This window comes from Siminovitchia sp. FSL H7-0308, assembly GCF_037980985.1.
Classification (GTDB): domain Bacteria; phylum Bacillota; class Bacilli; order Bacillales; family Bacillaceae_C; genus Siminovitchia; species Siminovitchia thermophila.
Window position 1 is genome coordinate 1,825,304 of sequence record NZ_CP150282.1, and the last position, 26,573, is coordinate 1,851,876.

A 26,573-nucleotide genomic window follows, 5' to 3' on the forward strand; every position below is an offset into this window, starting at 1 on the left:
GCTCCATGCGAGTTAAAAAACTGACCATTACAGCCATGATCATTGCATTTACAACAATCACGAGCCATGTTATCTTTATCCCGGCCGGATTTGCCAAAATTTTTCCAATCCAGCATTTTGCCAATATGGTAACGGCCGTTTTATTTGGGCCAGGCTATGCATTAGCCCAAGCATTTATCGTTTCGACAATCCGGAATATTTCAGGAACAGGCTCGTTGTTTGCTTATCCGGGAAGCATGATCGGAGCCCTCCTGGCTGGCTGGTTGTATGCCAAAACGAAAAGAATAGGGTTTGCGTTTATAGGTGAAGTCGTTGGAACCGGGATCATCGGTGCTGTTGCCGCCTATCCGATTGCGGCATTGCTGTTAGGCCGGGAGGCGGCCTTATTTGGATTGGTCCCGGCCTTTGCTGCCAGTTCCATTGCCGGCGCTGCCCTGGGATTTGTTTTATTAAAAGTATTCATGAAACATTCAGCGATCGGAGGTTTGCTGTATGAAAACAGCTCTTACAATCGCCGGATCTGATTCCGGTGGAGGAGCGGGGATTCAAGCGGATATAAAAACTTTTTCCGCTCTAGGGGTGTTCGGCATGTCTGCGATTACGGCGATTACGTCCCAAAATACTGTTGAAGTAAGATCTGTACAACTCATTGATGTAAACATCATCAACGACCAAGTCGCAGCCGTGTTGGAAGATATTGGGGCTGACGCGGTGAAAATCGGTATGCTGGCAACGCCGGACATTATACAAACAGTCGCGCAATGTTTAAAAAAATATAAACCAAAACACATTGTTCTTGATCCTGTTATGATTTCCAAGGGGGGACACCGGCTGCTTGAAGAAGATACAATGCAAGAGCTGAAATCAACCCTTATCCCGCTGGCTTCGCTCGTTACACCTAATATCCCGGAAGCGGAGGTTTTGGCCAATATGCCGATACATAATGAGCCTGACATGTATGAAGCATGCCGGGTGATCAAAAAGCTGGGAGCGCAGGCTGTCCTGATTAAAGGCGGGCACTTGCAGGGAAACCCCAATGACTTATATTACGACGGGCAAACGTTTCAACTATTTCGCGGGGAAAGAATTGAAACGAAAAATGTCCATGGGACAGGTTGCACACTGTCCGCAGCAATTGCCGCCCTCTTGGCGAAAGGAAAGGAAATGCCGACAGCGATTGATGAGGCCAAAGATTATATTACAAATGCGATCGCCAACAGCCTTGACATTGGACAAGGATACGGACCGACCCATCACTTCTATCATCTATACGAGTGTGTAACGTGATGGGAACGGATGGGCAGATGATGTTGACGAAAGTCGGACAGCTTTTTGAGCAAGTCAGACATAAACAGCCGCTTATTCACCATCTAACAAATCAGGTAACGATAAACGATTGCGCAAACGTAACCCTAGCCATTGGCGCTGCACCCGTCATGGCGTCCAGCCCTTTGGAAGCGGCTGACATGGCCAAAATGGCGAATACCCTCATAATAAACATCGGAACATTGAACTCGGATGCGTTTAAAGCGATGAAGCTGGCTGGAAAAGCCGCCAACGAAACAGGAATTCCTGTTATACTTGATCCTGTCGGAGTGGGGTCAACGGACTTTCGAACCCAATCTGCTTTTGAAATACTGGAACAAGTAAAGGTTTCCGTCATTCGAGGAAATGTAAGTGAAATGAATTGTTTAGCCGGAGGCATCGGGGCGACAAAAGGGGTTGATGCGGGCAAAGTCGATCAAACACCTGAAAAAATTGCCGTCAAGGTTGCCCGTCAATATCGGTGTATAGCTGCTGTCACCGGCAAAGAAGATGTGATCAGTGATGGGAAGAGCGTTTTTATGATTCAAAACGGCCATATGTGTTTATCCAGAGTGTCGGGGACAGGCTGTATGACGACTTCCTTAATCGGGTGCTTTGCCGGTATAACGAATCACATGCTACATGCGGCTGTAGCAGGAGTATCCGTTATGGGGTTAGCTGGGGAAGAGGCTGCTTCCTTATTAGGTGAGCGCATTGGTTTGGGAACATATAAAATAAAATTAATCGATTCCATTTCATTCATGAACAGCAATCACTGGCAAAAAGGAGTCAAAGTCATTGAAAAAGAATCATATTGATTATCGCCTTTACTTGGTTACGGAAGAAGATCTTCCGATAAGCAAGCTTTTGCATTTAATTGAAGAGTCAGTAGCCGGAGGCGTAACTCTCGTTCAATTGCGTGAAAAAAAGAGCGGAGGAAGAGATTTTTATGAAAAAGCAATCCAAATAAAAAAACTCCTTGATTCACTATCAGTCCCCTTGATCATTAATGATCGAGTGGATGTAGCTCTGGCAGTCGGCGCTGACGGCGTGCATGTGGGGCAAGAAGATTTGCCTCTTGCCGCAGTAAAAAGTATCATTCCGGATTCCATGCTTGTCGGGGTTTCAGCCCGTACTTTAGAACATGCCATTGCAGCAGAAAAGGGTGGCGCAGACTATATTGGGGTTGGTTCTGTTTTTCCCACCTCAACAAAAAGCGATGCCAAACTTCTTCCAAACGGCATGCTGGACAAAATTGTTTCCTCCGTGTCTATTCCTGTTGTGGCGATAGGCGGCATCAATGAAAAAAACAGCGGTTGTCTGAAAAACAGCGGAGTAGCCGGTATTGTCGTCGTCTCCGCATTAACACGGGCAAAAAATCCGAAAGTTACCGCCGAAAACTTATTAAAAGGCCTAAAAGGCTTCGATACGCACTAAACCTGGATTCAACAGATTCCGGGTTTCTTTTTTTGTCCCGCTTTAACTGGCAGTAAGTCCCCGATTCAACGCATCGAGATAAAAACGAGAACAGTGCGGGGCAACTGCCAGTAAACATCCGATGTGTTTGGGTTAACATGACAAAAGCTTCGACAGCATTGTCACACGAAGAAAAAGCGCAAGTTTTTTCGAGCGATGCTGCTGCCTGGTCCTTGCTTTGCCAACAGAACGCTTTCGCTGTTAGCCATTGTCCTGCTTCTCATCAGCGAATCAAAACCTCGCTGATTGAAGTTTCCTTCTACCGCTCAAAACTTTCGAAAAACGAAATGATTTGCTTGTAATATGAATTTGTTCCATATATGTTAAGATTAGGCATTTTAATACACGTTGTAACGAAAGGTGAACGCAAAATGCAGAACAGGAAACGTGGGCATCAAACAGCACTATGGACAAAGTCTTTTACAATGCTTGTCATTGCCAGCTTATTTTTATTTATGAGCTTTCAAATGCTCATTCCGACATTGCCCCCTTATATTAAGTCATTGGGCGCTTCGGGATTTGAAATCGGAATGATTACTTTAGTGTTTTCGGTTGGTGCGGTATTAACCAGGCCGTTAATCGGATACATGCTAGAGTTTCGGCCGCGTAAACCGCTTGTATTAATTGGAGCTGGCGGATTATTGGCCGTTACCATTTTATACCCGCTCACACAAATCGTCACGATTTTGTTGTTGTTCAGGCTGCTTCACGGATTAATGTGGGGCTGGTCGTCAACTGTTAACGGAACAGCTGCTGTTGATCTTGTTCCTAATGAGCGGTTGGGGGAAGGGATGGGATATTATGGCCTTTCCATTACGGTCGGCATGATTATCGCTCCCAGTCTGGGAATCTATGTATATCAAAACTTTCCTTTTACAGTATTAATTGTCATTTCGGCCCTGCTGGGATTCATTGCTTTCATTTTACTTGCTTTCATTCAATATCATACCCCTGACAATATCCTGATTGCCAATCGAAAAAACCTGCAATTTTCCATTGTTGATTCTCTAGTTGAAAAATCTAGTTTGACACCGGCGGTCATTACTTTTCTCGCAACGTTTGGATACGGAACGATTGTCACTTTTATCGTCATTTTTGCTGAAGAAAGGGGCATAGCAGAAATCTTTTTATTTTATTTGCTTAATGCCTTAACAGCTACTTTGATCCGTCCGATAACCGGGAGATGGTTTGACCGGAAAGGTCCTATCCAATTAGTTGCTTTTTGTTCACTCTTAACCTTTATTTCTATGTGGATGTTATCTTTTTCGAGCAATTGGCTTGGCATTGTGGTGGCGGGAACGTTGTTTGGAGCCGGGTACGGTTCTTTAATTCCCGCATTGCAGGCCTGGGTGCTGGCCATGACCCCCCATCAGCGCAGGGGAGTAGCAAATGGCATGTTCTATTCCGCGATTGATCTTGGAATCGGATTAAGCGGTCTCGTTTTCGGCTTGATTGCCCTGTTTGTCGGTACTGCGCAGTTGTTTCAAATTTCGAGTTTCTTTTTCCTGATTGTGGTCTTCATAACGCTCTCCGTAGGGAAAAAATGGCAGAAAGAATCGGAAACAAGAAAGAAAAGGGAATTTCTGCTTTAAGGTACGTGAAGAAAGGCGACTGTAATGCTTTTTTAGCGATTATCCTTTGTCGTTCATTGTCCTTTATTAACTTATCGGAAATAAGCCAATCGAAGCATGACGAATGTAATGGCCTGCAATAAACTTGTAATTAAACGAAAATATTCTTGTTAATGGATTGATATGTTCCTCTGATACGATAGGCATCGTTAGTTAGTATTCAACTAACAAAAAAGGAGGAACAAAAAATGAGGAGAAAAATTTTCGCGCTTATTGCAGGAGTCGCGCTCGTGGGCTTTTTTTCCGGGAAAGTTTCTGCCGCAACGCACGTCGTACAACAGGGCGACTCATTATGGAGCATTTCTCAAAACTATGGAACCTCTGTAAATCAGTTAAAGGCGATTAACAACCTAAATGGTGATCTTATATATCCAAATCAGCAGTTACATATATCTGCCGAGGAAAAAACGGAAAGTCAAGATCAGTTATATAAAGTTGCCGAGGGAGATTCCCTGTGGAAAATAGGAAACAAGTATGGCGTGTCTGTTGCGGATTTAAAAGCTTGGAATAACCTGTCTTCTGACATTATTCATCCTGGACAGTCGTTGGCAGTTTCAAAGGGAGCTGCTCCAGCCCCCGAGCAAAAACAAGCCACAAACAGCCAAGCTGTTCAACAGAACAAACCGGCGCCCAAAGCACCTGCGGCAAAACCCGCACCCGCTCCTGTTCAAAAAGAAGCGCAGCCTGCCACCACCGGCAGTGAAGCTTCCGGAAAGGAAATGACCGTAACGGCTACCGCATATACAGCATATTGCAATGGCTGTTCAGGTGTTACTGCCACTGGAATCGACCTGCGTTCCAATCCGGGCATGAAAGTTATAGCTGTTGATCCATCTGTCATTCCACTTGGTTCCAAAGTATATGTGGAAGGTTACGGTACAGCTATTGCCGGGGATACCGGCGGGGCAATTAAAGGAAACAAAATAGATATATTCATGCCCGATAAAAATGCTGCTACACAATTTGGCAGAAAAACAGTTAAAATTAAACTGTTACATTAAATAAGTCACTTAACGAACCCAACCTGATCAGATCCGGTTGGGTTTTGTTTTATACAAGCCGGAATTGGGGTACGATAACTCCAAGGAGGGTGAACATATGAATTTGTCTTTGATTGGTGTGTATGATTCGGAACAAGATGTCATCAATATGGTAAAAACATGTGAATCAAAAGGATTTAAAAGCGAAAACTTTTCTGTATTGGCATTGGAAGATGCGAAAATAAATTCCATACAAAAAGAAACTCACATCCAGCACCAACATTCGCCCAGCGAAGAAGCGTTTGGCATCATCAGCGGCTTTCTTACGGGAATTAGCGGCGGATTTATTGTGCCCGGATTGACGGTTCCCGGACTTGGCCCTTTGTTGGCGGCGGGTCCTCTTGCTTCTTACTTTGAGGGAACAAGCCACCAAGACGTGAAAGATTTGCTTTTATCGTGTGGATTACATGAGGAAGAGGCAGATGCATGCTATTCCCATTTAGAAAGCGGAAAAATCCTTCTATTTTACGCCGGAAAGGAATGACACTTCCCTTGAAAAAAAGTCGCTTCTCTCCCATAATAAAGAGCGGATAAGTCCTTACAAAGGAGAGAAACACAGCGTGAAGAAGCAAATCCAAAAAAAGCCAAGCTCGTCCAAACGGCAGTCAAGGCGGCGGCATACCATCTTGCTTGTATTGATAAGTGCCTTTTTAATGTTTATGGCGCTTTATACATATACAGACAATCAAATAGAGCCGCCGCAATTAGAGGATGAAGTGCCTTCGAATTTTATCCCCATTTATAAAGCGGCGGAAAAAGAGTTTGGCGTACCTTGGTATTTATTAGCAGCCCACCATCGTGTAGAAACTATTTTTTCAACGATGGATCCGATGATCTCTCCAGTCGGTGCGGAAGGCCATATGCAATTTATGCCTTGCACTTTTGTAGGGTGGGCACACCCGACTTGTTCCGGATTAGGGGAGGGCAATATTCCCGAAGAGGAAAAGACGGATCCCGCGGTGATTAAACAGTATGGTGGCTACGGAATCGATGCCAATGGAGATGGAATTGCTGATCCTTTCGACTTGGAAGACGCCATCTTTAGTGCAGCCAACTATTTGGCTAAAAATGGAGCAAATAACGGCGAACTGCGAAAAGCGGTCTATGCATACAATCACAGTGAAGAATATGTTGATGAGGTTTTATATTTCGCTAAAAGATTTCAAGAGTTGGAAAATAAAACGGGAGCAACAAGCTCCCGTTTTTAAAAGTGCGTTATTTTCTTGCCATCGCTCCCATAATAAGACTTAATACGAGTACAAGAATGATGGCTCCGATGAGTGCAGGAACAATGGCCATATCGGCTATCGTAGGTCCCCAGTCTCCAAACAAAGCGCCGCCAATCCAAGCGCCAACAATTCCGGCAATAATGTTTCCAATGATGCCACCCGGGACATCTTTTCCGAGTATTAAACCCGCTAACCAGCCAATAACTCCACCTATAATAAGATAAAGAATAAAGCTCATGAAGATCATCTCCTTTTTAGGAATTTATTTTATTGAGTGGATATGGTTTTATTATTGCCCATTCAATAATGCGATAAACATATTTTACTTTATGTATCTAAAAAAATACTTGCAGGGAAGGGACATCATGGGGAAGAAATTTTTTTCTTTTGTTGTGGCCATATTCATGCTCTGGGGATGTTCTGCCGAAGAAAGTGGACAAAGTAAAAACATAAAGGGGATGGAAGCCACTGTTGTTCATGTTGTTGACGGTGATACGATCGATGTCCAACTCAAAGACGGACGGAAAGAACGTGTCCGTATGCTGCTTATCGATACACCGGAAACGAAACACCCCAGGCTAGGTGTGCAGCCTTTCGGCCCGGAGGCATCTGATTTTACGAAAAATGTACTATATCAAAAACAAGTAGTCTTGGAAATGGATGTATCCGAACGCGATAAATATGGACGGCTCCTCGCTTATGTGTGGCTGGAAAATGAAAATGTTAACCGCAAATTATTGGAACAAGGATTGGCGCGTGTGGCCATTTTTCCTCCGGATATAAAATACTTGGACGAATTTGAAAAAGTACAGGAGGAAGCCCGCCAAAGCAAACGGGGCATATGGTCACTAGAAGATTACGTTCATGACCGAGGCTTTCAAGATTCCCCGAAAACAACAGGGGAAGCGTCTAAAAAAGACCGTGACGGCTGCGATATAAAAGGAAATATTAATAGCAAAAAGGAAAAAATTTATCATTTGCCGGACGGCCAATATTATGATAGTGTCATTCCGGAAATGTGGTTTTGCTCCGAAGCAGAAGCTGAAAATGCCGGTTTCCGTCCATCCAAAAGATAAATGAAAAATGGGTGCAAATATTTTAATGTATCATGAAAAAATTTTTAAAATAAGTATTGCTTATGAAAAACGATAACTTTCTTATCATTTACTTATGTCAAATGTTGTAATAAAATATATGGGTGGAGGTAAACGACTAAAGAAGTGTTGTTTATCGGTTTTCGGAAATTTAATAAACATAAAAGGGGTAATTGAAATGGCGCAACCAAAAAACGATATTTTTAATGCCCGTTCGTCATTTGAGATTGACGGAAAAAGATATCATTATTACCGCCTTGCCGCATTGGAAGAAGCAGGAGTAGCGACGGTTTCCCGTTTGCCGTATTCCATTAAAGTGCTTCTCGAGTCTGTTCTTAGGCAATATGACGGCAGGGTCATTACAAAAGAGCATGTTGAAAATTTGGCAAAATGGGCGACAGGCGAAGTACAGAATGGAGAAGTTCCATTTAAACCTTCAAGGGTTATTTTGCAAGACTTTACCGGAGTTCCTGCAGTAGTCGACCTTGCCGCACTAAGAAAAGCAATGTCTGACCTTGGCGGGGATGCTGAAAAAATCAACCCGGAAATACCTGTCGACTTAGTTATTGACCATTCTGTCCAAGTTGATACGTATGGTACGCCAGAAGCACTGCAAATTAATATGGATTATGAATTTGAGCGCAATGCTGAACGCTATGAGTTTTTAAGCTGGGCTCAAAAGGCTTTTGACAACTATCGCGCAGTTCCGCCGGCAACAGGAATTGTCCACCAAGTGAACTTGGAATATTTGGCGAATGTCGTTCATGCCATTGAAACACCAGCAGGCGACTATGAAGCTTATCCTGATACTCTTGTGGGAACGGATTCCCACACGACGATGATTAACGGGGTCGGTGTACTCGGATGGGGTGTCGGCGGTATTGAAGCTGAGGCCGGAATGCTTGGCCAGCCTTCTTATTTCCCGATCCCTGAAGTTGTCGGAGTGAAGTTGATCGGTGAACTTCCAAACGGAGCTACAGCAACTGACTTGGCATTAAAAGTGACAAACGTTCTACGTACACACGGCGTTGTCGGCAAGTTCGTTGAGTTTTTCGGTGACGGAGTCGCTTCACTGCCGCTTGCAGACCGGGCTACGGTTGCCAATATGGCACCTGAATACGGTGCTACATGTGGGTTTTTCCCGGTAGACGAAGAAACATTAAACTACTTGCGTTTGACGGGACGCCCGGAAGAGCAAGTCAAGTTGGTTGAAAAATATTTAAAAGAAAATGACATGTTCTTCACGATAGACAAAGCAGAGCCGGTATATAAAGACATTGTTGAAATCGATCTTTCCAAAATTGAAGCAAACTTGTCCGGACCAAAACGTCCGCAAGACTTGATCGCACTTTCCCAAATGCAAAAAACATTTAAGGATGCATTGACAGCACCTGTAAGCAACCAGAGTTTTGGATTGGATCCTGCTGAAATTACAAAAGAAGTGACCGTTACATTCGAAGACGGCTCGGAGTCCGTGATGAAAACCGGCGCTCTTGTCATCGCTGCGATTACAAGCTGTACGAATACATCCAACCCTTACGTCATGCTGGGAGCCGGTCTGCTTGCGAAAAAAGCGGTTGAAAAAGGCCTGCAAGTGCCTAAGCATGTTAAAACGTCCCTTGCACCGGGATCAAAAGTCGTTACAGGGTACTTGCGGGATGCCGGCTTGATGCCGTATATGTCCCAGCTTGGTTTTAACCTTGTCGGGTATGGCTGTACAACATGTATCGGAAACTCCGGTCCGCTGAAAGAGGAAATTGAAAAAGCCATCGTGGAAAACGATTTGTTGGTAACATCCATTTTATCAGGTAACCGCAACTTCGAAGGGCGCATCCATCCGCTTGTGAGAGGAAACTATCTGGCTTCTCCTCCGCTTGTAGTGGCATATGCCCTTGCCGGAACAATCGACATCGACTTGACGAAAGACCCGCTCGGAAAAGACAGGGACGGCAATGATGTGTATATGAAAGATATTTGGCCATCCAAAGAAGAAGTGTTGGAAACTGTCCAAAAAACGGTTACACCTGATTTGTTCCGTAAGGAATATGAGCATGTATTCAGCGACAACAAGCGTTGGAACGAAATCAAAACGAGCAACGATCCACTTTACAACTGGAATTCAGACTCAACTTACATTCAAAATCCGCCGTTCTTTGAAAACTTGTCCAAGGAATTGGCGACGATCGAACCGCTGACAAACATGCGGATTGTCGGTAAATTCGGGGATTCCGTCACAACGGACCATATTTCTCCGGCAGGAGCGATCGGCAAAGATACGCCTGCAGGAAAATACTTGCTGGAAAAAGGCGTTCAACCGCGCGACTTTAACTCATACGGTTCTCGCCGCGGTAACCACGAAGTCATGATGCGCGGCACATTTGCCAACATCCGCATCCGCAACCAGATTGCACCTGGAACAGAAGGCGGTTTTTCCACATACTGGCCAACAGGCGAAGTCAGCTCCATGTACGATACATGCATGAAATACAAAGAGGATGGAACCGGTCTTGTTGTGATTGCCGGAAAAGATTACGGAATGGGCTCATCCCGTGACTGGGCAGCCAAAGGAACGTATTTGCTCGGCATCAGAACAGTAATAGCTGAAAGCTTTGAACGGATCCATCGCTCTAACTTGGCCATGATGGGCGTATTACCATTGCAATTTAAAAAAGGCGAGAATGCCGAAACACTCGGTTTGACAGGCAAAGAGGTTATAAACGTCCACATTGATGAAAATGTGAAGCCGAGAGATATAGTGAAAGTAACAGCTGTTTCCGAAGACGGAAGCAAAAAAGAATTTGAAGTACTTGTGCGTTTCGACTCGATCGTTGAAATCGACTATTACCGTAACGGAGGCATTTTGCCACTCGTACTTCGGGAAAAGCTTGCCCGATAAAGTTGAAAGGCGGGGGTGGTTCATCCCCGCCTTCTCATGATTTAATCTTCTTCAATATCTAAACTCATAAATGTGGGAAATGTTTTTTCATCACCACTTTATGAGTTTTTTTATGGCTTGATGCAAGATAACGTAGTTTACGCCAGCCCTTTTGATAATGCTGTTTGGGGTCGCGAAAAAAGCGGAAAAATATCTTGCCTAAAAAAGTTTGAAAATTGGTTTAATTCAGCGCGAAAATGCGCATAGTAAAAAAGAATAATGAAAAGAGGAGTGAAAAACATGAAAAAAACTCGAAGAAAATCATTTATGGATCTTGTCCAAGAAAATAAGGAAATGCTTTTAAGGGATATGGATGCGCTGGAAAGGATAGAGGATCGCTTAGAGAAAAGACTCGCGAGAAAGCTTTGAAAAAGGGCACATACTTACGATTAATAAGGCAACAATAACGTAAAGAAGGGGGAGAAACATGAAAAATCAATCCAGAAATCAACAACCGTTCACCCCTAATAATCCGGGGGAAAAGCCAGTCGCCATTGATGCCAATAAAGGGAAGAAAATGGCTGATAAAACAGGTCGGCACCCGGATGTTATTCAAACAAAAGGAGAATAACCTGAACACAGGAGGTATTTCAGATTGGCAAACAACAGGCCAAAGCCCGATAATCGCAGCGACAACGTAGAAAAACTACAAAAAATGGTTCATGACACGATTGAAAACATGGAAGCTGCCGAGGAATCGATGCAATTTGCCGAAGGAGAACAGAAGGCGCAAATTGAGCGCAAGAACGAGCGCAGAAGAGAAAGCATCGAGGGTATGCGGGAAGAAATCAAAGACGAAGCAGCCCAGCAAAACAAACAGTCCTAGCAAAAAGCCGGTGTATGACCGGCTTTTTGCTCTTAAAAATGTGATTGATCACCTAATACGAATATTCCAAAAACATTTTACAACAGATGCTGTATAGAGGAAAAACCGCCCTTGAAATTGAATCGACTGAGGCTTGGAAGGAAACTCGTCTCATGCAAGTAATTCAATGTTTTCCTGAGATTTTTTGAGTAACAATGCAAAGTTTAACAAACTTTTCATTTTTATATAAAGAAAATTCCCACCCCCTGTTAATACAGCCAAAGTATATCGAAGGTGAATGGTAAAAGAGAGAACCTTGTTCAGCGGTTTTAGTACATTCACACGCTAGTGGGGATATTGCGGCATTTGGGTAAAAATACAGAATTGCTTATCAGGAATTTTCTATTCAATATTCCACTCGAACCATCTTCCGTGACCATCAGTTGAACCAATAGTTTGATTGTATTCAACACCATCAATAAAATAATCAAGATGCAGGTTTCTATCCCACATATTGTTATAAAGATGGAAAACGTCTCTTTTGCTCCCGATTGTTTTAATCTTATTTAGAAGATCGTACTTTAAATCCTCCGGTATTTGATTTGCAACATGAGTATGGAAAATACAAATGGCAGTGTTTTTAGGAAGTGTTTCTACAACTTCTGTTAAGAGGGCTACTCCATCTCCTTCAAGAAGTTCAACGGGATTTTCATTAAAACACTTAGCAGACTTTTCAAAAAGTTCTTTTCTCTCCTTATGTTCAGGCCAAATAAGGGATTTCAACCACAAATAATCTTCTGAGTTGCTTAAATCACTTATATGTAAATCTATTCCTAGCTTTGAAACTACTGGAGGACTTTCTTTGAACAATAAAGGAACATTATCCCCTTTTACTTCAGAAGTTATATGAACATTTGAAAGTTTATTTCCGTAAACTACATTGTTTCCATATGAATAATTGTAATGGTTCCATAAAAGCTGAAGGCCTGCACTCGTTCCAATTTCAATTAAAGATAAAGCTTTTTGTATTTTATTATAAACATAACAAAAGGTAGGATACAGGTAAGCACAACGCCTTACTTCGTTAGTTTGTACTAACTTAATTGTAAGAAGTGAAATAATTTCATCTCTATAAATCTGACAAAAATCCTTGAAATGAACAAAGGCTCCTTCTATCTCTTTTGGATCAGGAACAATGCTTGGATAGTAATCCCTTAATAAATGATCTCTGCCTTTTAACAATAGGTAATGAACAGCACCCAAAAGCAAATTTGGAACTGGCTGGCCAATTCTAGCAAAAGAAGATAATTCAAGTATTTCATCATCTTCAGCTATTTTTCTAGACAAAAGTTCATATAACCGACTTGAACCTTTACATTCAATATCAGCAAAATCAGCAAAATTCTTAAATCGCACAGATAATTGTGATTGATCCATTTCAACTCCCCTTTTTATTAACTTAATTTAACCATTGTTTGTTTCTTTGTGTTGTTTCGCTAGACTGCTAGACTGCCCTGTTTGCATAATACCAATTATGTTAATAATCTTGTGATTTGAGCAAACATTTTAATCCGCAATCGGGTCTTTGGAATAAGGAAGATTATTTGTTCCCTTCCGGTAGCTTTCTATACAATGAGGCCCTAGACACATTTGTAATCTCGCAAATTTGATTTACAGTCATACCTTCCTCTTTATAGAGTTTTACTGCATAATTCCATTCCTGCGTGATTCTTATGATACTTCTTGAATAGCCCTTTAAACCTTCCTTCTTTCTTTGCCAACTCAATTCCTTGGCGTTGTCGCATACGAATAAGATTTCGCTCTAATTATTAACACCAGCTATTACCTAATGAGGAATGGAATTAGAAACGGTACAAATTAGCCATTTGCATCGTAATCGGTTGTTACAACTATCTCGCTTAGTTTTAATAAAGATTTGTTACACCATATGTCGCCTTTAGGTTGGGAACATATCAATTTGCTAGGAGAATACCATTTTAATTCAGAGAAAATGGTCTCGTTCAGATTCTTTAAGAGCATTGAAACTTCCTTAACGTTGTTAAAAATAGGGGGATCGTCCCGAAAATGTGCTTAGCGTTGTAAATCCGCATTTTCCTGACGGTACCCCTAAATGAGTGATTACTCACAATTTCCAAAGAAAAATGCCCGTTTGATTGTATCCTGAAAAAGGTTATTTCAGTTGATCCTGTTTACGTAAAAGAAAAGCTAAAGTAAGATAGCGGGGATTGCCATAATCAAATTCTCCTTGTAATCTTTTAAAATAACAAGAAATGTACATTTATATTAAGATTAGCTACAGCTAACATAATAACATTTTTACGTTTTTCCCGTAATGTTCGTTGGTACCTGTTTGATTTTTTCACTCAATTTATGTTAACAGGTAGCTGTTTGCCAAACTGTCAAGTAGGCAGTGAAAAAACTATAATTGTACCGAACGGCAGGGGCCGTTTTAGGCAAAAATGGGATAATCGGATGATCATGTTGAATACCCCGTACATTAAATACACACCACACTAATATCCGGATAGAATACACAACCTCTATCTGTATTTTTAATAACAGCGTTTGCGTATATCATCACCACGCCAGTCTTAGGGTTTACACAATAATAAGTATCAATTTCCACCTTCACGTTAGGGAGTGATTGTGTAAGGTTTAAAAATAGGATTCGATTTTTTCCATAATTGACAAACCCATATATTAGTTAAGTAAACTAAACTTAATTAATAAACAAAGGAGGGATGATCAATCAGTGCACGATTATGCAATAATGATCGACAAAATCAATCAAAAATTTGAGCAGTTCAAGTTGTTAATATTACAAGAAACCAAAGAGGTTGTGGAATTAGAGGACTTTCAATTAACTCCTCAACAAGAAATTGTCATGTTTTATATCATTCGTAATGAGCCTGTCATTGCAAAAGATATTGCAAATCATTTCGATATTTCCAAGAGTGCAGTTAGCCAAGTCATTTCCAAGCTTGAAGAAATGAAAATGATCGTTCGCCAAGAGAATGCAATAAACCGTAGAGAGACCTTCATTTATCTTGGGAAGAGGGGGCAAGTGTTTCATCAGCTGCTAAAAAAAATCGACGGCATACTTGTGGAAAAATATTACTCAAAAGTATGCTTAACAGAGCTAAAAAATGTTCTTGATACATTGAATAAGATTGTCGGAACTACAAAAAACAAAGGGAGTTAAACATGGAGAACCATTTGCAACAACTAACCAATCGTATATATTATTTACCGGATGATCCTGAGACAGATCGACCGGTAATGTCTGCTATATGCGGAACTGACCAAACTTTAATTGTCGATGCAGGAAATTCTGCTAAACATGCCAAATTATTTCTTGATGAACTAGACCAATGCCAAATAACGAATCATCATGCTGTCGTATTAACACATTGGCACTGGGATCACAGCTTTGGAACAAATCAGTTAAATCGGTTAACCATAGCCCATGAAAACACAAAAATGCATCTTGAAAAAATGATGGAATATGATTGGTCAGATGGAGCTTTAGATCATCGTGTAGAAAAAGGTTTAGAGAATCCGTTTTGTTCAAAAATGATAAAAAAAGAATTTGGAGCAGACAGAGAAATCACTATCACGCTACCTCATATTACGTTTAAAGACAAATTGGAGATTGATTTAGGTGGTATTCGGTGTGTAGTCAAACATGTAGGTGGAGATCATTCTGATGACTCATCACTTATTTTTGTAGAGGAAGAAAAAGTACTTTTCTTAGGGGACTGCTTGTATCCAAGTATTTACACCAAAAAACCGGAATACAAGATTGATAATGTTAGACGCCTTCTGAAAAATATTGAAATGTTTGATGCCGAAATGTATGTGCTTTCGCATGAATCTCCATTATCAAAACATGATTTTATGGGGTATACATTTTTATTACAGCTCATTTGTGATGTATCAGAAAAACATCAAAGAGACCATTTGAATTTGGTGAATGAGTTGTCTACTCGACTAAATCGTAAGTTAAATCAGTTAGAAGAAGAAATTGTAGATTGTTTTATGAACGGATTATCAGTTAGTTAAACGAAAGAACCATGAAATACTAAAAAAAAAGAGTGATACCAAAACAAATCATGCCTGAGAAGAGAAAAGATTAGGCTTTTTTTAATAGGATCATTATGGAAACAAGATGAATCAACTGTCATCATAGGCTTTTAAATGTTCCTAATGAAGATCGTGCGAAGGCCATGAACGGACCCCTCTACCATACAAGCTAGCAATCAACGAATAGATCAGAGCACCGTCATTCAACTATCTCACGACAAAATGTTGTTCCACGTTCCTGTAGTAGGGTATAGATCAGACAAATTCGGATATCAGTTTGAAAATACGCCTCAAAGTGCCAAGGTACATATATCATGCATGTCAAATAAGCATTGTTGACGTATAATAGATGTGAGATATTCATTCCTGTTATATTCTTTGCAGTGATATACAGAGGAGATGTTCCATTTTCGGTGCCTTGAAAGCTTTGAGGCTTCTATATAATGAAGTCATCTATTATATTTTTGAAAGGTTGGTCTTTAAATGAGCCATGTTGTCGCACATACAAACATTGAAGTACGCTATGCGGAAACCGACCAAATGGGCGTTGTCCATCATTCCAATTACATTATTTGGATGGAGGTTGGACGCACGCAGCTTATGAAAGATTTAGGTTTTTCTTATGCGGAGATGGAAAAAAGCGGAATCCTCGCTCCGATTATTGATGTTCATGTTTCTTATAAAAAGCCGCTTACATATGGAGAGGAAGCGACCATTCAAACATGGATCGAAGAATATGACGGGTTTAAAGTAGTATACGGTTATGTTGTCTTGAACAAAGACGGCGAGATCGCCGTTGCGGGCACGACCGCCCATGTTTGTGTAAAAAAAGAGACTTTCCGTCCTGTTAGATTGAGCAAAGTATTTCCTGATTGGCATGATGCTTATGAAAGGGCAAAAAAGAAAAAAGATCATTAGGAGAGATTTCAGTGGCTTTTGGGATCACAAAGGAGCAGCTAAAGCTCTGGAAAAGAAAGATTGATCAGGGAGATGTAGCTTTTATTACCCACTATTGGCTGGATGACCGTTTTCCGGGGGCTAAAACGGTGACAAAGGTTGGATGCAAGGATATTGAACAGCTTGCCCGTTGGGGAGCGCGATACGGTTTGAAAAAAGAGTGGATACATATCCGCAAAGACGGGTATTCCCATTATGACCTGTTGGGAGACAAGCAAAGAATGATACTCAGGGCAGAAGGGAAATTGGACCAACTGGAATGTTTGACATAGCCCTATACTAAAAAATTGCCAAACTAGCGAGTAAATCGTAAAAGTTGTGAGTAACAGCTTCGGGTTTTTGAGTAAATTGTAAAAGCGGATAGTCATACTCAAAAATGGATAGTGTTACGGAAAAACGGCGAGTAAATGGACCAAATCGAATCGTAATAGCGCAAAAGTCGGGAGTAAATCGAAAAAGTCGGGAGTAAATCGAAAAAGTTGCTTGTAAACCCAATAGCAAAGTGTAAATGGATTTTTCACCATATGTTCTTGAATATACACAAAAAAATAAGAACAGTTCCGAAAGGCATTATCCGAATCTGCTCATTTCTCTATCCAAATACGGCCAACACTCCTGCAAAATGCACAGCTCTTGTCGAAATGTCTCAGAAAGAAACGACACGCTTCCTTATATGGCTTGCCATGTTGACATAAAACGCCAAAGGTGTAAAAAGGTGCCATCTTCGGCACCTTCACATTAATCATATCGGTAAATCGGTCCGTCCGACTTTTCGTCGTAATCTACCAAAAGGTCATGCTCATTGAAAAACCATACATCTCGTTCTTCGATAAAGTATTGGCACCCATCTTTGTTGACTATTACCGCCGGATCCATTGGCTCTTCTTTGTTCATTCCCAGAGAAAAGCCTTCGTGAAACGGACCGGACCCTCCATATCTCACAAAAAAACGGATGTAATCTCCTTCGTTTAAGTCCAATTCCTGTTTAAACCATTGTGCAGCTTGATCAGTAACTTTAATTTGCATGTTGTAACCTCCTGTCTTGAGCCCAACCTGTCCAGTTGATCAAGGAATGTGCATGAATGTATTGATGCTTCTAGAGTTTTCATTTGTCCATCCGTGCTTTGCGGCCTGATCAATAGGAAAGACACGATAATTTTTTCTTCCTTCATTCGCAGTAAAAGTAGGATGAAAGTTTACTTTTTCTATAGTGGTCACTGTATTTCCCGGAATGCCAACCTTTTTTACGGTGATTTCAATCATTCCGCCAATGTCCCTGTAATTCAAATCTTGGCCAGATAAAAAATTGCCCAAGGAATAGACAACCATACCTTTTTTCCCGTCTTTTTGCTTTAAAAACTGTATGGGCTGAAGAACATGCGGATGATGTCCAAGAATGATGTCTGCTCCATTAAAAATGAATTCTTTTGCGAGCTCCTTTTGTGTTGCATTGGGTTGGCGGACATACTCATCCCCCCAGTGCAAAGCGACAACAACGACGTCTGCTTCTTTTTTCACTTTTTCAATATCAGAAAGAACGTTATGCTTCTCAAGCTTACTTACTAAATATTCTTTCCCATCGGGAACCCGTAGACCGTTAAAATGTTCAGCGTAGGCCAAAATGGCGATGCGGATTCCTTTTACTTCTACTATTCGAATCCGGGCTTTGTCTTCGGAGCTTTTAAAGGTTCCAGTATAATTCATGTTTTTCTTTTCATAATAACGGATGGCGTTTAAAATGCCGCTTTCTCCCTTATCAAGGGAATGGTTATTAGCTGTTGTGACAAAGTCAATCCCTGCATCCTGCAATGCATCTACAATTTCATGCGGGCTGTTAAAACGGGGATAGCCTGAAATGCCGAGTTCCTCTCCTCCCGGGATCGACTCCTGGTTGGCAATCAATAAATCTGGTTTTCGGAGTAACGGCTTGATGTGAGAAAACATCGGCGAAAAATCATAACCATTATGTGATCGCGCATCATTATACAACTTGTCGTGAATAAGAATATCCCCTATTCCGGCAATCGTGGCTTCCGTTTCGAAGCTTTTGGGTCGAAGATTAATCTCCTTAGCCGGCATAGTTTCAAAACCCTGATGAGGTGAATGTCGTTTCCGCTGTTCACTGCTCACCCAAAAAAAGAACAATACACTGGCCAGGCCCAAAAAAACAAGGAACAAATATACTTTATTTTTCATATAGAAAACCCGTCTTTCAGTCAATTGTTTGTTATATCCATTTCACTTTTGGCTCCGTTTTATCCCTTATTCGTTTTAAATTTGCCCGGTGTCGGTAAATGACAAACAGCTCCAGTGCTGAAACAACCAACACCAGCACCCAGTCACCAAGAATGATGCAATAAATAATGCCAAATAAGCCGGCCACCATTGAAGATAATGAAACATATTTTGATATTTTTAGAGTAAGTAAAAATCCGCTAACAAGAACAATAAAAAGCCAATATTCATATCCCAGAAGCACACCTGCCGATGTAGCGACAGCCTTTCCCCCGCGAAAACCGGCAAACACCGGGAATGTATGACCTAGCACCGCAAACACACCCGCGAGCAAAGGATGCATATCAACGCTAAACAGGGTGGGCAAAAACGTAGCAGCCGTTCCTTTTAAAATATCCGCTGCCGTTACGGCTATCCCGGCTTTTTTACCTAATACGCGAAACGTATTAGTCCCCCCTAAATTGCCGCTGCCGTGTTCACGGATATCAATTCCGTAAAATACTTTTCCTACAATTAAACCGGAAGGAATAGAACCAATCAAGTATGATAATAACAAAACAACGATTTGCATCATCAGCATTTGCCCCTCTTTCTATTAATCCACAAAAATGCTTTTTTATCCCGCATTAACTGGCAGTACAATCCCCTGCTCCAAAAATCAAGGTAATACAGGAAGCGAGCAGCGAGGATCTACTGCCAGTAAAAGCCCGATTGGATCAACTAACAATCAGCAAATACCTTGCTGATTGAAGTTTCACATATCCCGCATTAACTGGCAGTACAATCCCCGCTCCCAAAAATCAAGGTAATACAGGAAGTGGGCAGTGGTGATACAATTGCCAGTAAAAGCCTGATTCGGCCAGTTTGACAGGACTAGGAAAAACTTCGACGGTATTGTCATCGAAGTAAAAGCCCAATTGGGTTAACTAACAACCAGGGAATACCGGCTGATTGAAGTTTCACTTTATTGTACCATGTCCCCATCATAATTGTGTATACGTAATCGCTTGCATGAAAAACAGGAGTGAATTACGATATGATTAAGACGAGACTTATTGAAGGAGGATATGAAATGGCGATAGAAAATCCAACAAGAGAAGAAATGGGACAAATTTTGAAAAAAGCAAAAAGAATAGCCGTTGTGGGCCTTAGTGATAATCCTGAAAGAACTTCATATATGGTATCAGAGGCAATGAAAGATGCTGGTTACGAAATCATCCCTGTTAATCCAACTGTAGATGAAGTGTTTGGCATCAAAGCTGTTGATTCATTAAAGGAAGTTGAAGGACATGTTGATATCGTCAATGTTTTTAGGCGTTCTGAGTTTTTGCCGGAGATTGCGAAAGAATTCGTTGGAATTGACGCAGATGTATTTTGGGCCCAATTAGGTGTGCAAAATGAAGAGGCGTATGAATTTTTAAAGGAAAAGGGCTATACTGTCATCATGGACAGATGCATTAAAGTGGAGCACGCCTTAACAAAATAAGCGCCACAGCGGGCATATGTTTAGTCTATCGTATTTGAAATCGCCAAGGCGTACCATTTTACACGCACTCTAAGCCTAATGTCGTTCACGCAAATCTTTTTGGAAACCTCCACAAGGCACGCAACCCGTCTTTGCTTGTTTCATATCAATTCAAGCAAACAGATCAACTGGTTGCGTGCTTTTTTGCAAATTTAAAAAATGTGGATGCTTGTCAGGAATTTGATACAAGAAGCTTTATAAATTCAAAGGAACGCAATGATTTGACTTTCCGTCCTGCTGAAGGACGGTCTTTTCATGTTCATCAAAGAAAATGAAAATGACAGAAGGGCGGCACTGATGAAACAGCAAAAAAAAGAAGTAAGCCGGAAATAACACTTATGAACATTTCGGCAAACTCTTGAGACGTATACCCTTCACCATTTGCAAAAAGAGAGCTTCCGGATATACAATAAGACATGCTTGGAAAAATATGATATAGTACAATATGCGAACAAGTGTTTTATAACTGGAAAGCTCTATGAAAGAGGAGTCGTTTTATAATGAGTAAAAATATGACAACGATGGAATATAACGAAGATTCGATTCAAGTGCTGGAAGGGCTGGATGCTGTCCGAAAAAGGCCCGGCATGTATATAGGCTCCACGGATGCCCGCGGTCTTCATCACCTTGTTTATGAAATTGTCGACAACTCGGTGGATGAAGCTTTAGCAGGATATGGCGACCAAATTATCGTTACGCTGCATAAGGATCACAGTGTAAGCGTGGAGGATAAAGGGCGCGGTATGCCTACCGGAATCCATCAAACAGGCAAACCTACTACAGAAGTCATATTGACCGTTTTGCATGCGGGAGGGAAGTTCGGCCAAGGAGGATACAAGACGAGCGGAGGCTTGCATGGGGTTGGCGCTTCTGTTGTGAACGCACTCTCTGAATGGCTCATCGTAACGATTAAAAGAGATGGTGTTATATACGAACAAAAATTTGAAAATGGCGGAAAACCGGCCACAACGCTTGAGAAAAGGGGAACGACGAGGCAAACCGGAACCAAAATCCATTTTAAGCCCGACCCGGCTATTTTCAGTACAACCACGTTAAATTATGAAATCTTGAGCAGCAGGCTTCGGGAATCAGCGTTTTTATTAAAAGGGCTCACAATTGAAGTCAATGATCTGCGCAGCGGGCAGCACGAAGTATTTTGCTATGAAAATGGCATTGAAGCTTTTGTGGAATACCTAAATGGAGAAAAAGATGCCCTTCATTCTGTCGTTTCATTTGAAGGGACGGCGAATGACATCGAGGTAGATTTTGCATTTCAATTTAATGATGGCTACGCCGAGAATATTTTGTCTTTTGTAAACCACGTCCGGACAAAAGACGGCGGAACACATGAGGTGGGCGCGAAAACGGCGATCACAAGAGCCGTCAATGATTTTGCGAGAAAAACAGGATTGCTGAAAGAAAAAGATAAAAACCTGGAAGGTTCGGATATCCGGGAAGGTTTGGCTGCTATCTTATCCGTAAGAATTCCAGAAGAATTACTTCAATTTGAAGGACAAACAAAAGGAAAGCTGGGAACAGCCGAGGCAAGATCCGCTGTTGATACGATTATATCGGAACAGCTGGCCTACTTCTTGGCCGAAAACCCCAATGTCAGCTCCATGCTTGTGAAAAAAGCGATTAAAGCGGCTCAGGCACGGGAGGCGGCAAGAAAAGCCAGGGAAGAGGCGAGAAGCGGAAAACGCAGAAGGAGATCCGACGCGTTGCTTTCAGGTAAACTGACGCCCGCCCAGTCGAAAAATCCGAAGAAAAATGAGTTGTATTTAGTGGAAGGAGATTCGGCGGGCGGTTCGGCAAAGCAGGGAAGAGACCGCAGGTTCCAGGCAGTTCTCCCGCTGCGCGGCAAGGTGGTCAACACGGAAAAAGCGAAGCTTCAGGATATATTTAAAAATGAAGAAATCAATACGATTATCCATACGATCGGCGCAGGCGTCGGACCGGAATTCAATCTTGAAGACGTCAATTACGATAAAGTTATCATCATGACCGATGCCGATACGGACGGAGCCCATATTCAAGTATTGCTTCTTACCTTCTTTTACCGTTATATGAAACCCTTGATTGAAGCCGGAAAAGTATTTATTGCGCTCCCGCCCCTTTATAAAGTAAGCAAAGGAACTGGAAAAAAAGCGATTGTCGAATACGCATGGACAGACGATGAATTGGCAGATGTAACAAAAAAGGTCGGCAAAGGATATATGTTGCAAAGATATAAAGGTCTTGGTGAAATGAATCCCGATCAACTGTGGGAAACGACGATGAACCCGGAAACAAGAACGCTGATCAGGGTGCTGATTGATGACGCGGCAAGTGCGGAAAAACGTGTGACGACGCTAATGGGGGACAAAGTGGAACCACGGAGAAAATGGATTGAAAACAATGTTCAATTCGGCATGCAGGACGACATGAATATACTTGAAAATGAGAACTTGACATCAGAAGGGGGAGCTGTTGATTTATGACGGCAATGGAAAGATTTCAAGATTTGCCTCTTGAGGAAGTACTGGGTGACCGATTTGGCCGTTACAGCAAGTATATTATTCAGGAACGGGCGCTTCCGGATGCCAGAGACGGGCTGAAGCCGGTACAGCGCAGAATTTTATATGCCATGCATCAAGATGGAAACACCGCAGACAAAGGTTTTAGAAAGTCGGCAAAAACGGTAGGGAACGTCATTGGGAACTATCACCCGCATGGAGATACATCAGTGTATGAAGCAATGGTTCGTATGAGCCAAGACTGGAAAGTAAGAAACGTATTAATTGAGATGCACGGAAATAATGGAAGTATAGACGGTGATCCGGCTGCGGCAATGCGTTATACGGAAGCCCGTCTTTCCAAGCTTTCTTCCGAGCTGCTTCGAGACATCGAAAAAAGAACAGTGGAACATGTACCAAACTTTGATGATACATCCTCTGAACCGACTGTGCTTCCGGCGCGGTTTCCAAACCTTCTCGTCAATGGCTCCACAGGTATTTCGGCAGGTTATGCGACCGATATTCCCCCACATCATCTCGGAGAAGTGATCGATGCCGTCATCATGCGGATGGATAAACCTGGGTGCACCGTCGATGATATCATGACGGTCATCCAAGGCCCAGATTTCCCTACAGGGGGCATTATTCAAGGTGTGGACGGAATCAAGAAAGCGTATGAAACTGGAAAAGGAAGAATTGTTGTCAGAGGCAAAACGGATATTGAGACGATTCGCGGAGGAAGAAAGCAAATTGTCATCAGTGAGATTCCTTACGATGTAAACAAAGCCAATCTTGTGAAAAGGATTGACGAATTTCGCATCGACCGGAAGCTTGAAGGAATTGCCGAGGTTCGGGATGAAACCGACCGAACCGGCCTTCGGATGGTCATCGAGTTAAAAAGAGAAGCGGATGCCGAAGGAATCTTGAATTATTTATTTAAAAACAGCGATCTCCAAGTAACCTATAACTTTAATATGGTTGCCATAAGAGATCAGCGGCCAAAGCTGATGGGAATTCTTGATCTTTTGGATTCCTATATCAAACATCAGAAAGAAGTCGTCGCCAACCGTTCCCGTTTCGATTTGGAAAAAGCATTGGAGAGGCAACATATTGTGGAAGGTCTCATGAAGGCTCTTTCGATTCTGGATGAAGTGATAGCAACCATCCGCGCCTCCAAAGACAAACGCAATGCCAAAGACAACCTTATATTGAATTTCGCCTTTTCTGAAAAACAGGCAGAGGCGATCGTATCCTTGCAATTGTATCGTCTGACAAATACGGACATCACTGCTTTGCAGAAAGAAGAAGCAGAATTGAAAGAGATAATCAAAAAGCTGAAAGAGATTTTGGACAGTGAAAAGAAATTATTAAGCGTCATTAAAAAAGAGTTAAAAGCTATCCAGAAAAAATATGCTGATGAACGACGTACGATCATCGAGCATGAAATAGAGGACATTAAAATTAATTTGGAAGTCATGATTCCAAATGAAGATGTCATTGTAACGGTGACAAAGGAAGGTTATTTAAAAAGAACAAGTTTAAGATCATACTCCGCTTCAAATGGCAGCGATTTGGCGATGAAAGAGCTTGACCGGCTCTTGCTTCAAGAAGAATTGCATACAGGAGACACTCTTTTACTTTTTACGAACAAAGGAAACTTTTTATATATTCCTGTACATGAACTGCCGGATATTCGCTGGAAAGACTTGGGTCAGCATATATCGGGAATCATTCCTATCGAACAGGATGAAGTAATTATAAAAGCTCTATCCATTAAAGAGTTTCAAGAGGATCAATTCCTTGTGTTCTTTACGAAATATGGCATGGTGAAGAAAAGTCCACTGAAACTCTACCAGCCGCAGCGCTATTCGAAGCCGCTTGTAGCAGTTAACTTGCGGGAACATGATGCTCTCATCAATGTTCAACTATCCAGCGGAACAGATGATATTTTCATCGTGACGAAACTCGGATACAGTCTCTTATTTAATGAAACAGAGGTTAATCCGATTGGAGCCCGAGCGCTTGGGGTAAAAGGCATTGATTTGAAGGAGAAAGATATTGTAGTTGGCGCAGAAGTGATTAAAGCCGAAACGGAACCTGCCATTATGATTGTGACGAACCGCGGGGCGGTTAAGAAAATGAAGTTCACAGAATTTGAGAAAGGCGGGCGCGCCAAAAGAGGAACAGTCTTGCTCCGCGAATTAAAAAACAATCCGCACCGGGTTATTGGAGTGGCCGTATTGTACGAAAACAAGCCCGTCTTTGTTTTAACTGAAAAAGGGAACGTTGAGCAACTTCAACCAGCTACACTAAAATTCAATGACAGATATTCGAACGGATCGTTTTTGATTGATGAAAAAGAATATGGACATTCAATTGAAATATGGGAGGATGCGGAACCCATAGAAGGATAAAACAACCTTTTGGTTGTGAATAACGGCACTCCGATTGTTAGACACGGTTTAACAATTGGGGTGCGTTTTTTTATTTTCCGCGCTGAAATGATGCACCGTAATGAGCTATGTTGTGGGGAATTTAGCTTACCGAAGTGCTTATTACTGGCCAAATTTTCTTTATATATAAAAATGTTATAAATATACTATTGAATTAATTTTTATACAGCGTATAATATATAACATCTAAAGAATAACGGAAAAATTTGGAGTGGATCACGTTTTAAGGGAGTGTTGGTAGTGAAAGTGGGAATTATTGGGGCAACTGGATACGGGGGAGCGGAACTGCTAAGAATTTTACAATCTCATCCAGCTTTTACGATAGCAGCGATTTATTCATCATCACAACAAGGAAAGGATATAACTGCCCATTATCCTCATTTATCGCATCTTTCTATGACATTGGATGAAATTCATCCGGAAGCAATTGCCAAACAAACGGATATTGTGTTTTTGGGGGTGCCATCGGGAATTTCTGCTGAAATTGCCCCGTCGTTATTGAAAGCAGGATGTACAGTAATTGATTTATCGGGAGATTTCCGGTTGAAAAATATAGAGCAGTATGAAAAGTGGTATAACAAGAAACCGGCTCCGAAGGAATGGGTAGATCAAGCAGTTTATGCCATGCCGGAAATAAACCGATCGGCCATCAAACAGGATACGAAGTTTATATCCAACCCTGGTTGCTACCCTACAGCCACGTTGCTTGGCTTGGCGCCTGTTGTCCAAAACAAGCTGGCGAAAGAAGGGTCTATTATTATTGACGCCAAATCCGGTGTTTCCGGCGCTGGACAAACAGCGAGTTTTGGAACGATTTACAGCGAACTCAATGAAAATTTCAAAATATACAAAGTGAATCAACACCAACATATACCGGAAATGGAACAGATGCTTTCAACTTGGGGATATGAAGCTCCGATCACGTTTAGCACTCATCTTGTTCCAATGACCCGGGGCATTATGTCAACGATTTATGTATCACTTGCTTCATCCGTGGACCAAGACAAGATAGAGCAGTTATACATGGAATTTTATAAAGATGAACCTTTTATTCGCATCAGAAACAATAACCAGTTCCCTGCAACAAAAGAAGTGTTCGGTTCCAATTATTGCGATATCGGATTTTTACTGGATGAACGGACCGGCAGGCTAACAATTGTGTCAGTGATCGACAATCTGATGAAGGGAGCTGCCGGGCAGGCGGTGCAAAACGCCAATATTTTATGTGGACTGGACGAAACAGCGGGACTACAACTTTCCCCCGTTTACCCATAAATTCAGGAGGGAAG

26 protein-coding genes and 1 pseudogene are annotated in these 26,573 nt (G+C 41.8%); 21 read left to right on the plus strand and 6 right to left on the minus strand.

Going from position 1 to position 26,573, the window contains the following annotated elements; genetic code table 11:
* Positions 1–5: 5 nt before the first annotated feature.
* The 8 genes from thiW (at position 6) to MHB50_RS08750 (ending at position 6,660) form a co-directional block, all read left to right on the plus strand.
* On the plus strand, positions 6–524 hold the full coding sequence (gene thiW / locus MHB50_RS08715) for an energy coupling factor transporter S component ThiW (protein WP_077113421.1): 519 nt from the start codon (positions 6–8) through the stop codon (positions 522–524).
* Positions 493–1,287, plus strand: coding sequence for a bifunctional hydroxymethylpyrimidine kinase/phosphomethylpyrimidine kinase (gene thiD, locus MHB50_RS08720; protein WP_339163229.1), 795 nt, complete (start codon positions 493–495; stop codon positions 1,285–1,287). The genes thiW and thiD overlap by 32 nt, the downstream gene beginning before the upstream one ends.
* Positions 1,287–2,123 (plus strand): hydroxyethylthiazole kinase, encoded by an 837-nt coding sequence (gene thiM, locus MHB50_RS08725; RefSeq protein ID WP_236017131.1) that lies wholly within the window; start codon positions 1,287–1,289, stop codon positions 2,121–2,123. The genes thiD and thiM overlap by 1 nt, the downstream gene beginning before the upstream one ends.
* On the plus strand, positions 2,104–2,742 hold the full coding sequence (gene thiE / locus MHB50_RS08730) for a thiamine phosphate synthase (RefSeq protein WP_077113423.1): 639 nt from the start codon (positions 2,104–2,106) through the stop codon (positions 2,740–2,742). The genes thiM and thiE overlap by 20 nt, the downstream gene beginning before the upstream one ends.
* 410 nt (positions 2,743–3,152) lie before the next feature.
* Entirely contained in the window at positions 3,153–4,373 is a 1,221-nt protein-coding gene (locus MHB50_RS08735) for an MFS transporter (protein WP_077113425.1), read from the plus strand.
* Between the two features lie 227 nt (positions 4,374–4,600).
* Positions 4,601–5,413, plus strand: a complete 813-nt coding sequence (locus MHB50_RS08740) for a 3D domain-containing protein (RefSeq protein ID WP_077113426.1) — start codon at positions 4,601–4,603, stop codon at positions 5,411–5,413.
* A gap of 97 nt (positions 5,414–5,510) precedes the next feature.
* Complete coding sequence (locus MHB50_RS08745) at positions 5,511–5,936, plus strand: general stress protein (protein WP_077113427.1); 426 nt, start codon at positions 5,511–5,513, stop codon at positions 5,934–5,936.
* 76 nt (positions 5,937–6,012) lie between these two features.
* Positions 6,013–6,660: a lytic transglycosylase domain-containing protein gene (locus tag MHB50_RS08750; protein WP_253191927.1), complete on the plus strand. Its 648-nt coding sequence runs from the start codon at positions 6,013–6,015 to the stop codon at positions 6,658–6,660.
* 7 nt (positions 6,661–6,667) lie between these two features.
* Here the strand turns inward: MHB50_RS08750 and MHB50_RS08755 are convergent, their stop codons facing one another.
* Positions 6,668–6,919 (minus strand): GlsB/YeaQ/YmgE family stress response membrane protein, encoded by a 252-nt coding sequence (locus MHB50_RS08755; protein WP_077113428.1) that lies wholly within the window; start codon positions 6,917–6,919, stop codon positions 6,668–6,670.
* A gap of 127 nt (positions 6,920–7,046) precedes the next feature.
* Here MHB50_RS08755 and MHB50_RS08760 point away from each other — a divergent pair, with 127 nt between their 5' ends.
* The 5 genes from MHB50_RS08760 to tlp all read left to right on the plus strand — a co-directional run bounded on the left by MHB50_RS08760 (position 7,047) and on the right by tlp (position 11,536).
* Positions 7,047–7,757, plus strand: a complete 711-nt coding sequence (locus MHB50_RS08760) for a thermonuclease family protein (RefSeq protein WP_077113524.1) — start codon at positions 7,047–7,049, stop codon at positions 7,755–7,757.
* Positions 7,758–7,953: 196 nt separating this feature from the next.
* Entirely contained in the window at positions 7,954–10,671 is a 2,718-nt protein-coding gene (gene acnA, locus MHB50_RS08765) for an aconitate hydratase AcnA (protein WP_077113429.1), read from the plus strand.
* A gap of 279 nt (positions 10,672–10,950) precedes the next feature.
* Positions 10,951–11,079: an FbpB family small basic protein gene (locus tag MHB50_RS08770; RefSeq protein WP_339163242.1), complete on the plus strand. Its 129-nt coding sequence runs from the start codon at positions 10,951–10,953 to the stop codon at positions 11,077–11,079.
* 58 nt (positions 11,080–11,137) lie between these two features.
* The gene (gene sspN / locus MHB50_RS08775; protein ID WP_077113431.1) at positions 11,138–11,281 is read left to right on the plus strand and encodes a small acid-soluble spore protein N; all 144 of its coding nucleotides are present in this window, start codon (positions 11,138–11,140) and stop codon (positions 11,279–11,281) included.
* 24 nt (positions 11,282–11,305) lie between these two features.
* A complete protein-coding gene (gene tlp / locus MHB50_RS08780; RefSeq protein WP_340085145.1) occupies positions 11,306–11,536 on the plus strand; it encodes a small acid-soluble spore protein Tlp in 231 nt (76 codons plus the stop codon).
* A 381-nt stretch (positions 11,537–11,917) separates the two neighbouring features.
* Here the strand turns inward: tlp and MHB50_RS08785 are convergent, their stop codons facing one another.
* Together MHB50_RS08785 and MHB50_RS08790 are read right to left on the minus strand one after the other, a co-directional pair.
* Positions 11,918–12,952, minus strand: a complete 1,035-nt coding sequence (locus MHB50_RS08785; RefSeq protein ID WP_340085146.1) for a DUF2332 domain-containing protein — start codon at positions 12,950–12,952, stop codon at positions 11,918–11,920.
* A gap of 163 nt (positions 12,953–13,115) precedes the next feature.
* Positions 13,116–13,445, minus strand: a pseudogene (locus MHB50_RS08790) (helix-turn-helix domain-containing protein); the annotation flags it as partial.
* Between the two features lie 861 nt (positions 13,446–14,306).
* On the opposite strand from MHB50_RS08790, the gene MHB50_RS08795 reads away from it, so the two are divergent.
* The 4 genes from MHB50_RS08795 (at position 14,307) to MHB50_RS08810 (ending at position 16,848) form a co-directional block, all read left to right on the plus strand.
* Positions 14,307–14,738 (plus strand): MarR family transcriptional regulator, encoded by a 432-nt coding sequence (locus MHB50_RS08795; protein WP_340085147.1) that lies wholly within the window; start codon positions 14,307–14,309, stop codon positions 14,736–14,738.
* Between the two features lie 2 nt (positions 14,739–14,740).
* Positions 14,741–15,598, plus strand: a complete 858-nt coding sequence (locus tag MHB50_RS08800) for an MBL fold metallo-hydrolase (RefSeq protein WP_340085148.1) — start codon at positions 14,741–14,743, stop codon at positions 15,596–15,598.
* A 504-nt stretch (positions 15,599–16,102) separates the two neighbouring features.
* A complete protein-coding gene (locus MHB50_RS08805; protein WP_340085149.1) occupies positions 16,103–16,537 on the plus strand; it encodes a thioesterase family protein in 435 nt (144 codons plus the stop codon).
* Between the two features lie 11 nt (positions 16,538–16,548).
* Positions 16,549–16,848 (plus strand): hypothetical protein, encoded by a 300-nt coding sequence (locus tag MHB50_RS08810; RefSeq protein ID WP_077113436.1) that lies wholly within the window; start codon positions 16,549–16,551, stop codon positions 16,846–16,848.
* A 466-nt stretch (positions 16,849–17,314) separates the two neighbouring features.
* Here MHB50_RS08810 and MHB50_RS08815 read toward each other — a convergent pair whose 3' ends face one another.
* Genes MHB50_RS08815 through plsY form a run of 3 tightly spaced genes read right to left on the minus strand, consistent with a single transcriptional unit; the run spans position 17,315 to position 19,385 of the window.
* On the minus strand, positions 17,315–17,602 hold the full coding sequence (locus tag MHB50_RS08815) for a HesB/YadR/YfhF family protein (RefSeq protein WP_077113437.1): 288 nt from the start codon (positions 17,600–17,602) through the stop codon (positions 17,315–17,317).
* 39 nt (positions 17,603–17,641) lie between these two features.
* On the minus strand, positions 17,642–18,772 hold the full coding sequence (locus MHB50_RS08820; RefSeq protein WP_340085150.1) for a CapA family protein: 1,131 nt from the start codon (positions 18,770–18,772) through the stop codon (positions 17,642–17,644).
* A 31-nt stretch (positions 18,773–18,803) separates the two neighbouring features.
* Positions 18,804–19,385, minus strand: coding sequence for a glycerol-3-phosphate 1-O-acyltransferase PlsY (plsY, locus tag MHB50_RS08825; protein WP_077113525.1), 582 nt, complete (start codon positions 19,383–19,385; stop codon positions 18,804–18,806).
* Positions 19,386–19,883: 498 nt separating this feature from the next.
* On the opposite strand from plsY, the gene MHB50_RS08830 reads away from it, so the two are divergent.
* The 4 genes from MHB50_RS08830 to argC all read left to right on the plus strand — a co-directional run bounded on the left by MHB50_RS08830 (position 19,884) and on the right by argC (position 26,559).
* Positions 19,884–20,297, plus strand: a complete 414-nt coding sequence (locus tag MHB50_RS08830) for a CoA-binding protein (RefSeq protein WP_077113526.1) — start codon at positions 19,884–19,886, stop codon at positions 20,295–20,297.
* Between the two features lie 539 nt (positions 20,298–20,836).
* On the plus strand, positions 20,837–22,816 hold the full coding sequence (parE, locus tag MHB50_RS08835) for a DNA topoisomerase IV subunit B (protein WP_077113439.1): 1,980 nt from the start codon (positions 20,837–20,839) through the stop codon (positions 22,814–22,816).
* On the plus strand, positions 22,813–25,245 hold the full coding sequence (gene parC, locus MHB50_RS08840) for a DNA topoisomerase IV subunit A (RefSeq protein ID WP_077113440.1): 2,433 nt from the start codon (positions 22,813–22,815) through the stop codon (positions 25,243–25,245). The genes parE and parC overlap by 4 nt, the downstream gene beginning before the upstream one ends.
* Positions 25,246–25,515: 270 nt before the next feature.
* Positions 25,516–26,559, plus strand: coding sequence for an N-acetyl-gamma-glutamyl-phosphate reductase (argC, locus tag MHB50_RS08845; RefSeq protein WP_340085151.1), 1,044 nt, complete (start codon positions 25,516–25,518; stop codon positions 26,557–26,559).
* Positions 26,560–26,573 lie beyond the last annotated feature (14 nt).

Bases quoted from the DNA above. Each gene is read 5' to 3' on its own strand.
- thiW (WP_077113421.1), top strand. From the start codon at position 6: ATGCGAGTTAAAAAACTGACCATTACAGCCATGATCATTGCATTTACA.
- thiD (WP_339163229.1), top strand. From the start codon at position 493: ATGAAAACAGCTCTTACAATCGCCGGATCTGATTCCGGTGGAGGAGCG.
- thiM (WP_236017131.1), top strand. From the start codon at position 1,287: ATGGGAACGGATGGGCAGATGATGTTGACGAAAGTCGGACAGCTTTTT.
- MHB50_RS08735 (WP_077113425.1), top strand. From the start codon at position 3,153: ATGCAGAACAGGAAACGTGGGCATCAAACAGCACTATGGACAAAGTCT.
- MHB50_RS08740 (WP_077113426.1), top strand. From the start codon at position 4,601: ATGAGGAGAAAAATTTTCGCGCTTATTGCAGGAGTCGCGCTCGTGGGC.
- MHB50_RS08745 (WP_077113427.1), top strand. From the start codon at position 5,511: ATGAATTTGTCTTTGATTGGTGTGTATGATTCGGAACAAGATGTCATC.
- MHB50_RS08755 (WP_077113428.1), bottom strand. From the start codon at position 6,919: ATGAGCTTTATTCTTTATCTTATTATAGGTGGAGTTATTGGCTGGTTA.
- MHB50_RS08760 (WP_077113524.1), top strand. From the start codon at position 7,047: ATGGGGAAGAAATTTTTTTCTTTTGTTGTGGCCATATTCATGCTCTGG.
- acnA (WP_077113429.1), top strand. From the start codon at position 7,954: ATGGCGCAACCAAAAAACGATATTTTTAATGCCCGTTCGTCATTTGAG.
- MHB50_RS08770 (WP_339163242.1), top strand. From the start codon at position 10,951: ATGAAAAAAACTCGAAGAAAATCATTTATGGATCTTGTCCAAGAAAAT.
- sspN (WP_077113431.1), top strand. From the start codon at position 11,138: ATGAAAAATCAATCCAGAAATCAACAACCGTTCACCCCTAATAATCCG.
- MHB50_RS08785 (WP_340085146.1), bottom strand. From the start codon at position 12,952: ATGGATCAATCACAATTATCTGTGCGATTTAAGAATTTTGCTGATTTT.
- MHB50_RS08795 (WP_340085147.1), top strand. From the start codon at position 14,307: ATGATCGACAAAATCAATCAAAAATTTGAGCAGTTCAAGTTGTTAATA.
- MHB50_RS08800 (WP_340085148.1), top strand. From the start codon at position 14,741: ATGGAGAACCATTTGCAACAACTAACCAATCGTATATATTATTTACCG.
- MHB50_RS08805 (WP_340085149.1), top strand. From the start codon at position 16,103: ATGAGCCATGTTGTCGCACATACAAACATTGAAGTACGCTATGCGGAA.
- MHB50_RS08815 (WP_077113437.1), bottom strand. From the start codon at position 17,602: ATGCAAATTAAAGTTACTGATCAAGCTGCACAATGGTTTAAACAGGAA.
- MHB50_RS08820 (WP_340085150.1), bottom strand. From the start codon at position 18,772: ATGAAAAATAAAGTATATTTGTTCCTTGTTTTTTTGGGCCTGGCCAGT.
- plsY (WP_077113525.1), bottom strand. From the start codon at position 19,385: ATGATGCAAATCGTTGTTTTGTTATTATCATACTTGATTGGTTCTATT.
- MHB50_RS08830 (WP_077113526.1), top strand. From the start codon at position 19,884: ATGGCGATAGAAAATCCAACAAGAGAAGAAATGGGACAAATTTTGAAA.
- parE (WP_077113439.1), top strand. From the start codon at position 20,837: ATGAGTAAAAATATGACAACGATGGAATATAACGAAGATTCGATTCAA.
- parC (WP_077113440.1), top strand. From the start codon at position 22,813: ATGACGGCAATGGAAAGATTTCAAGATTTGCCTCTTGAGGAAGTACTG.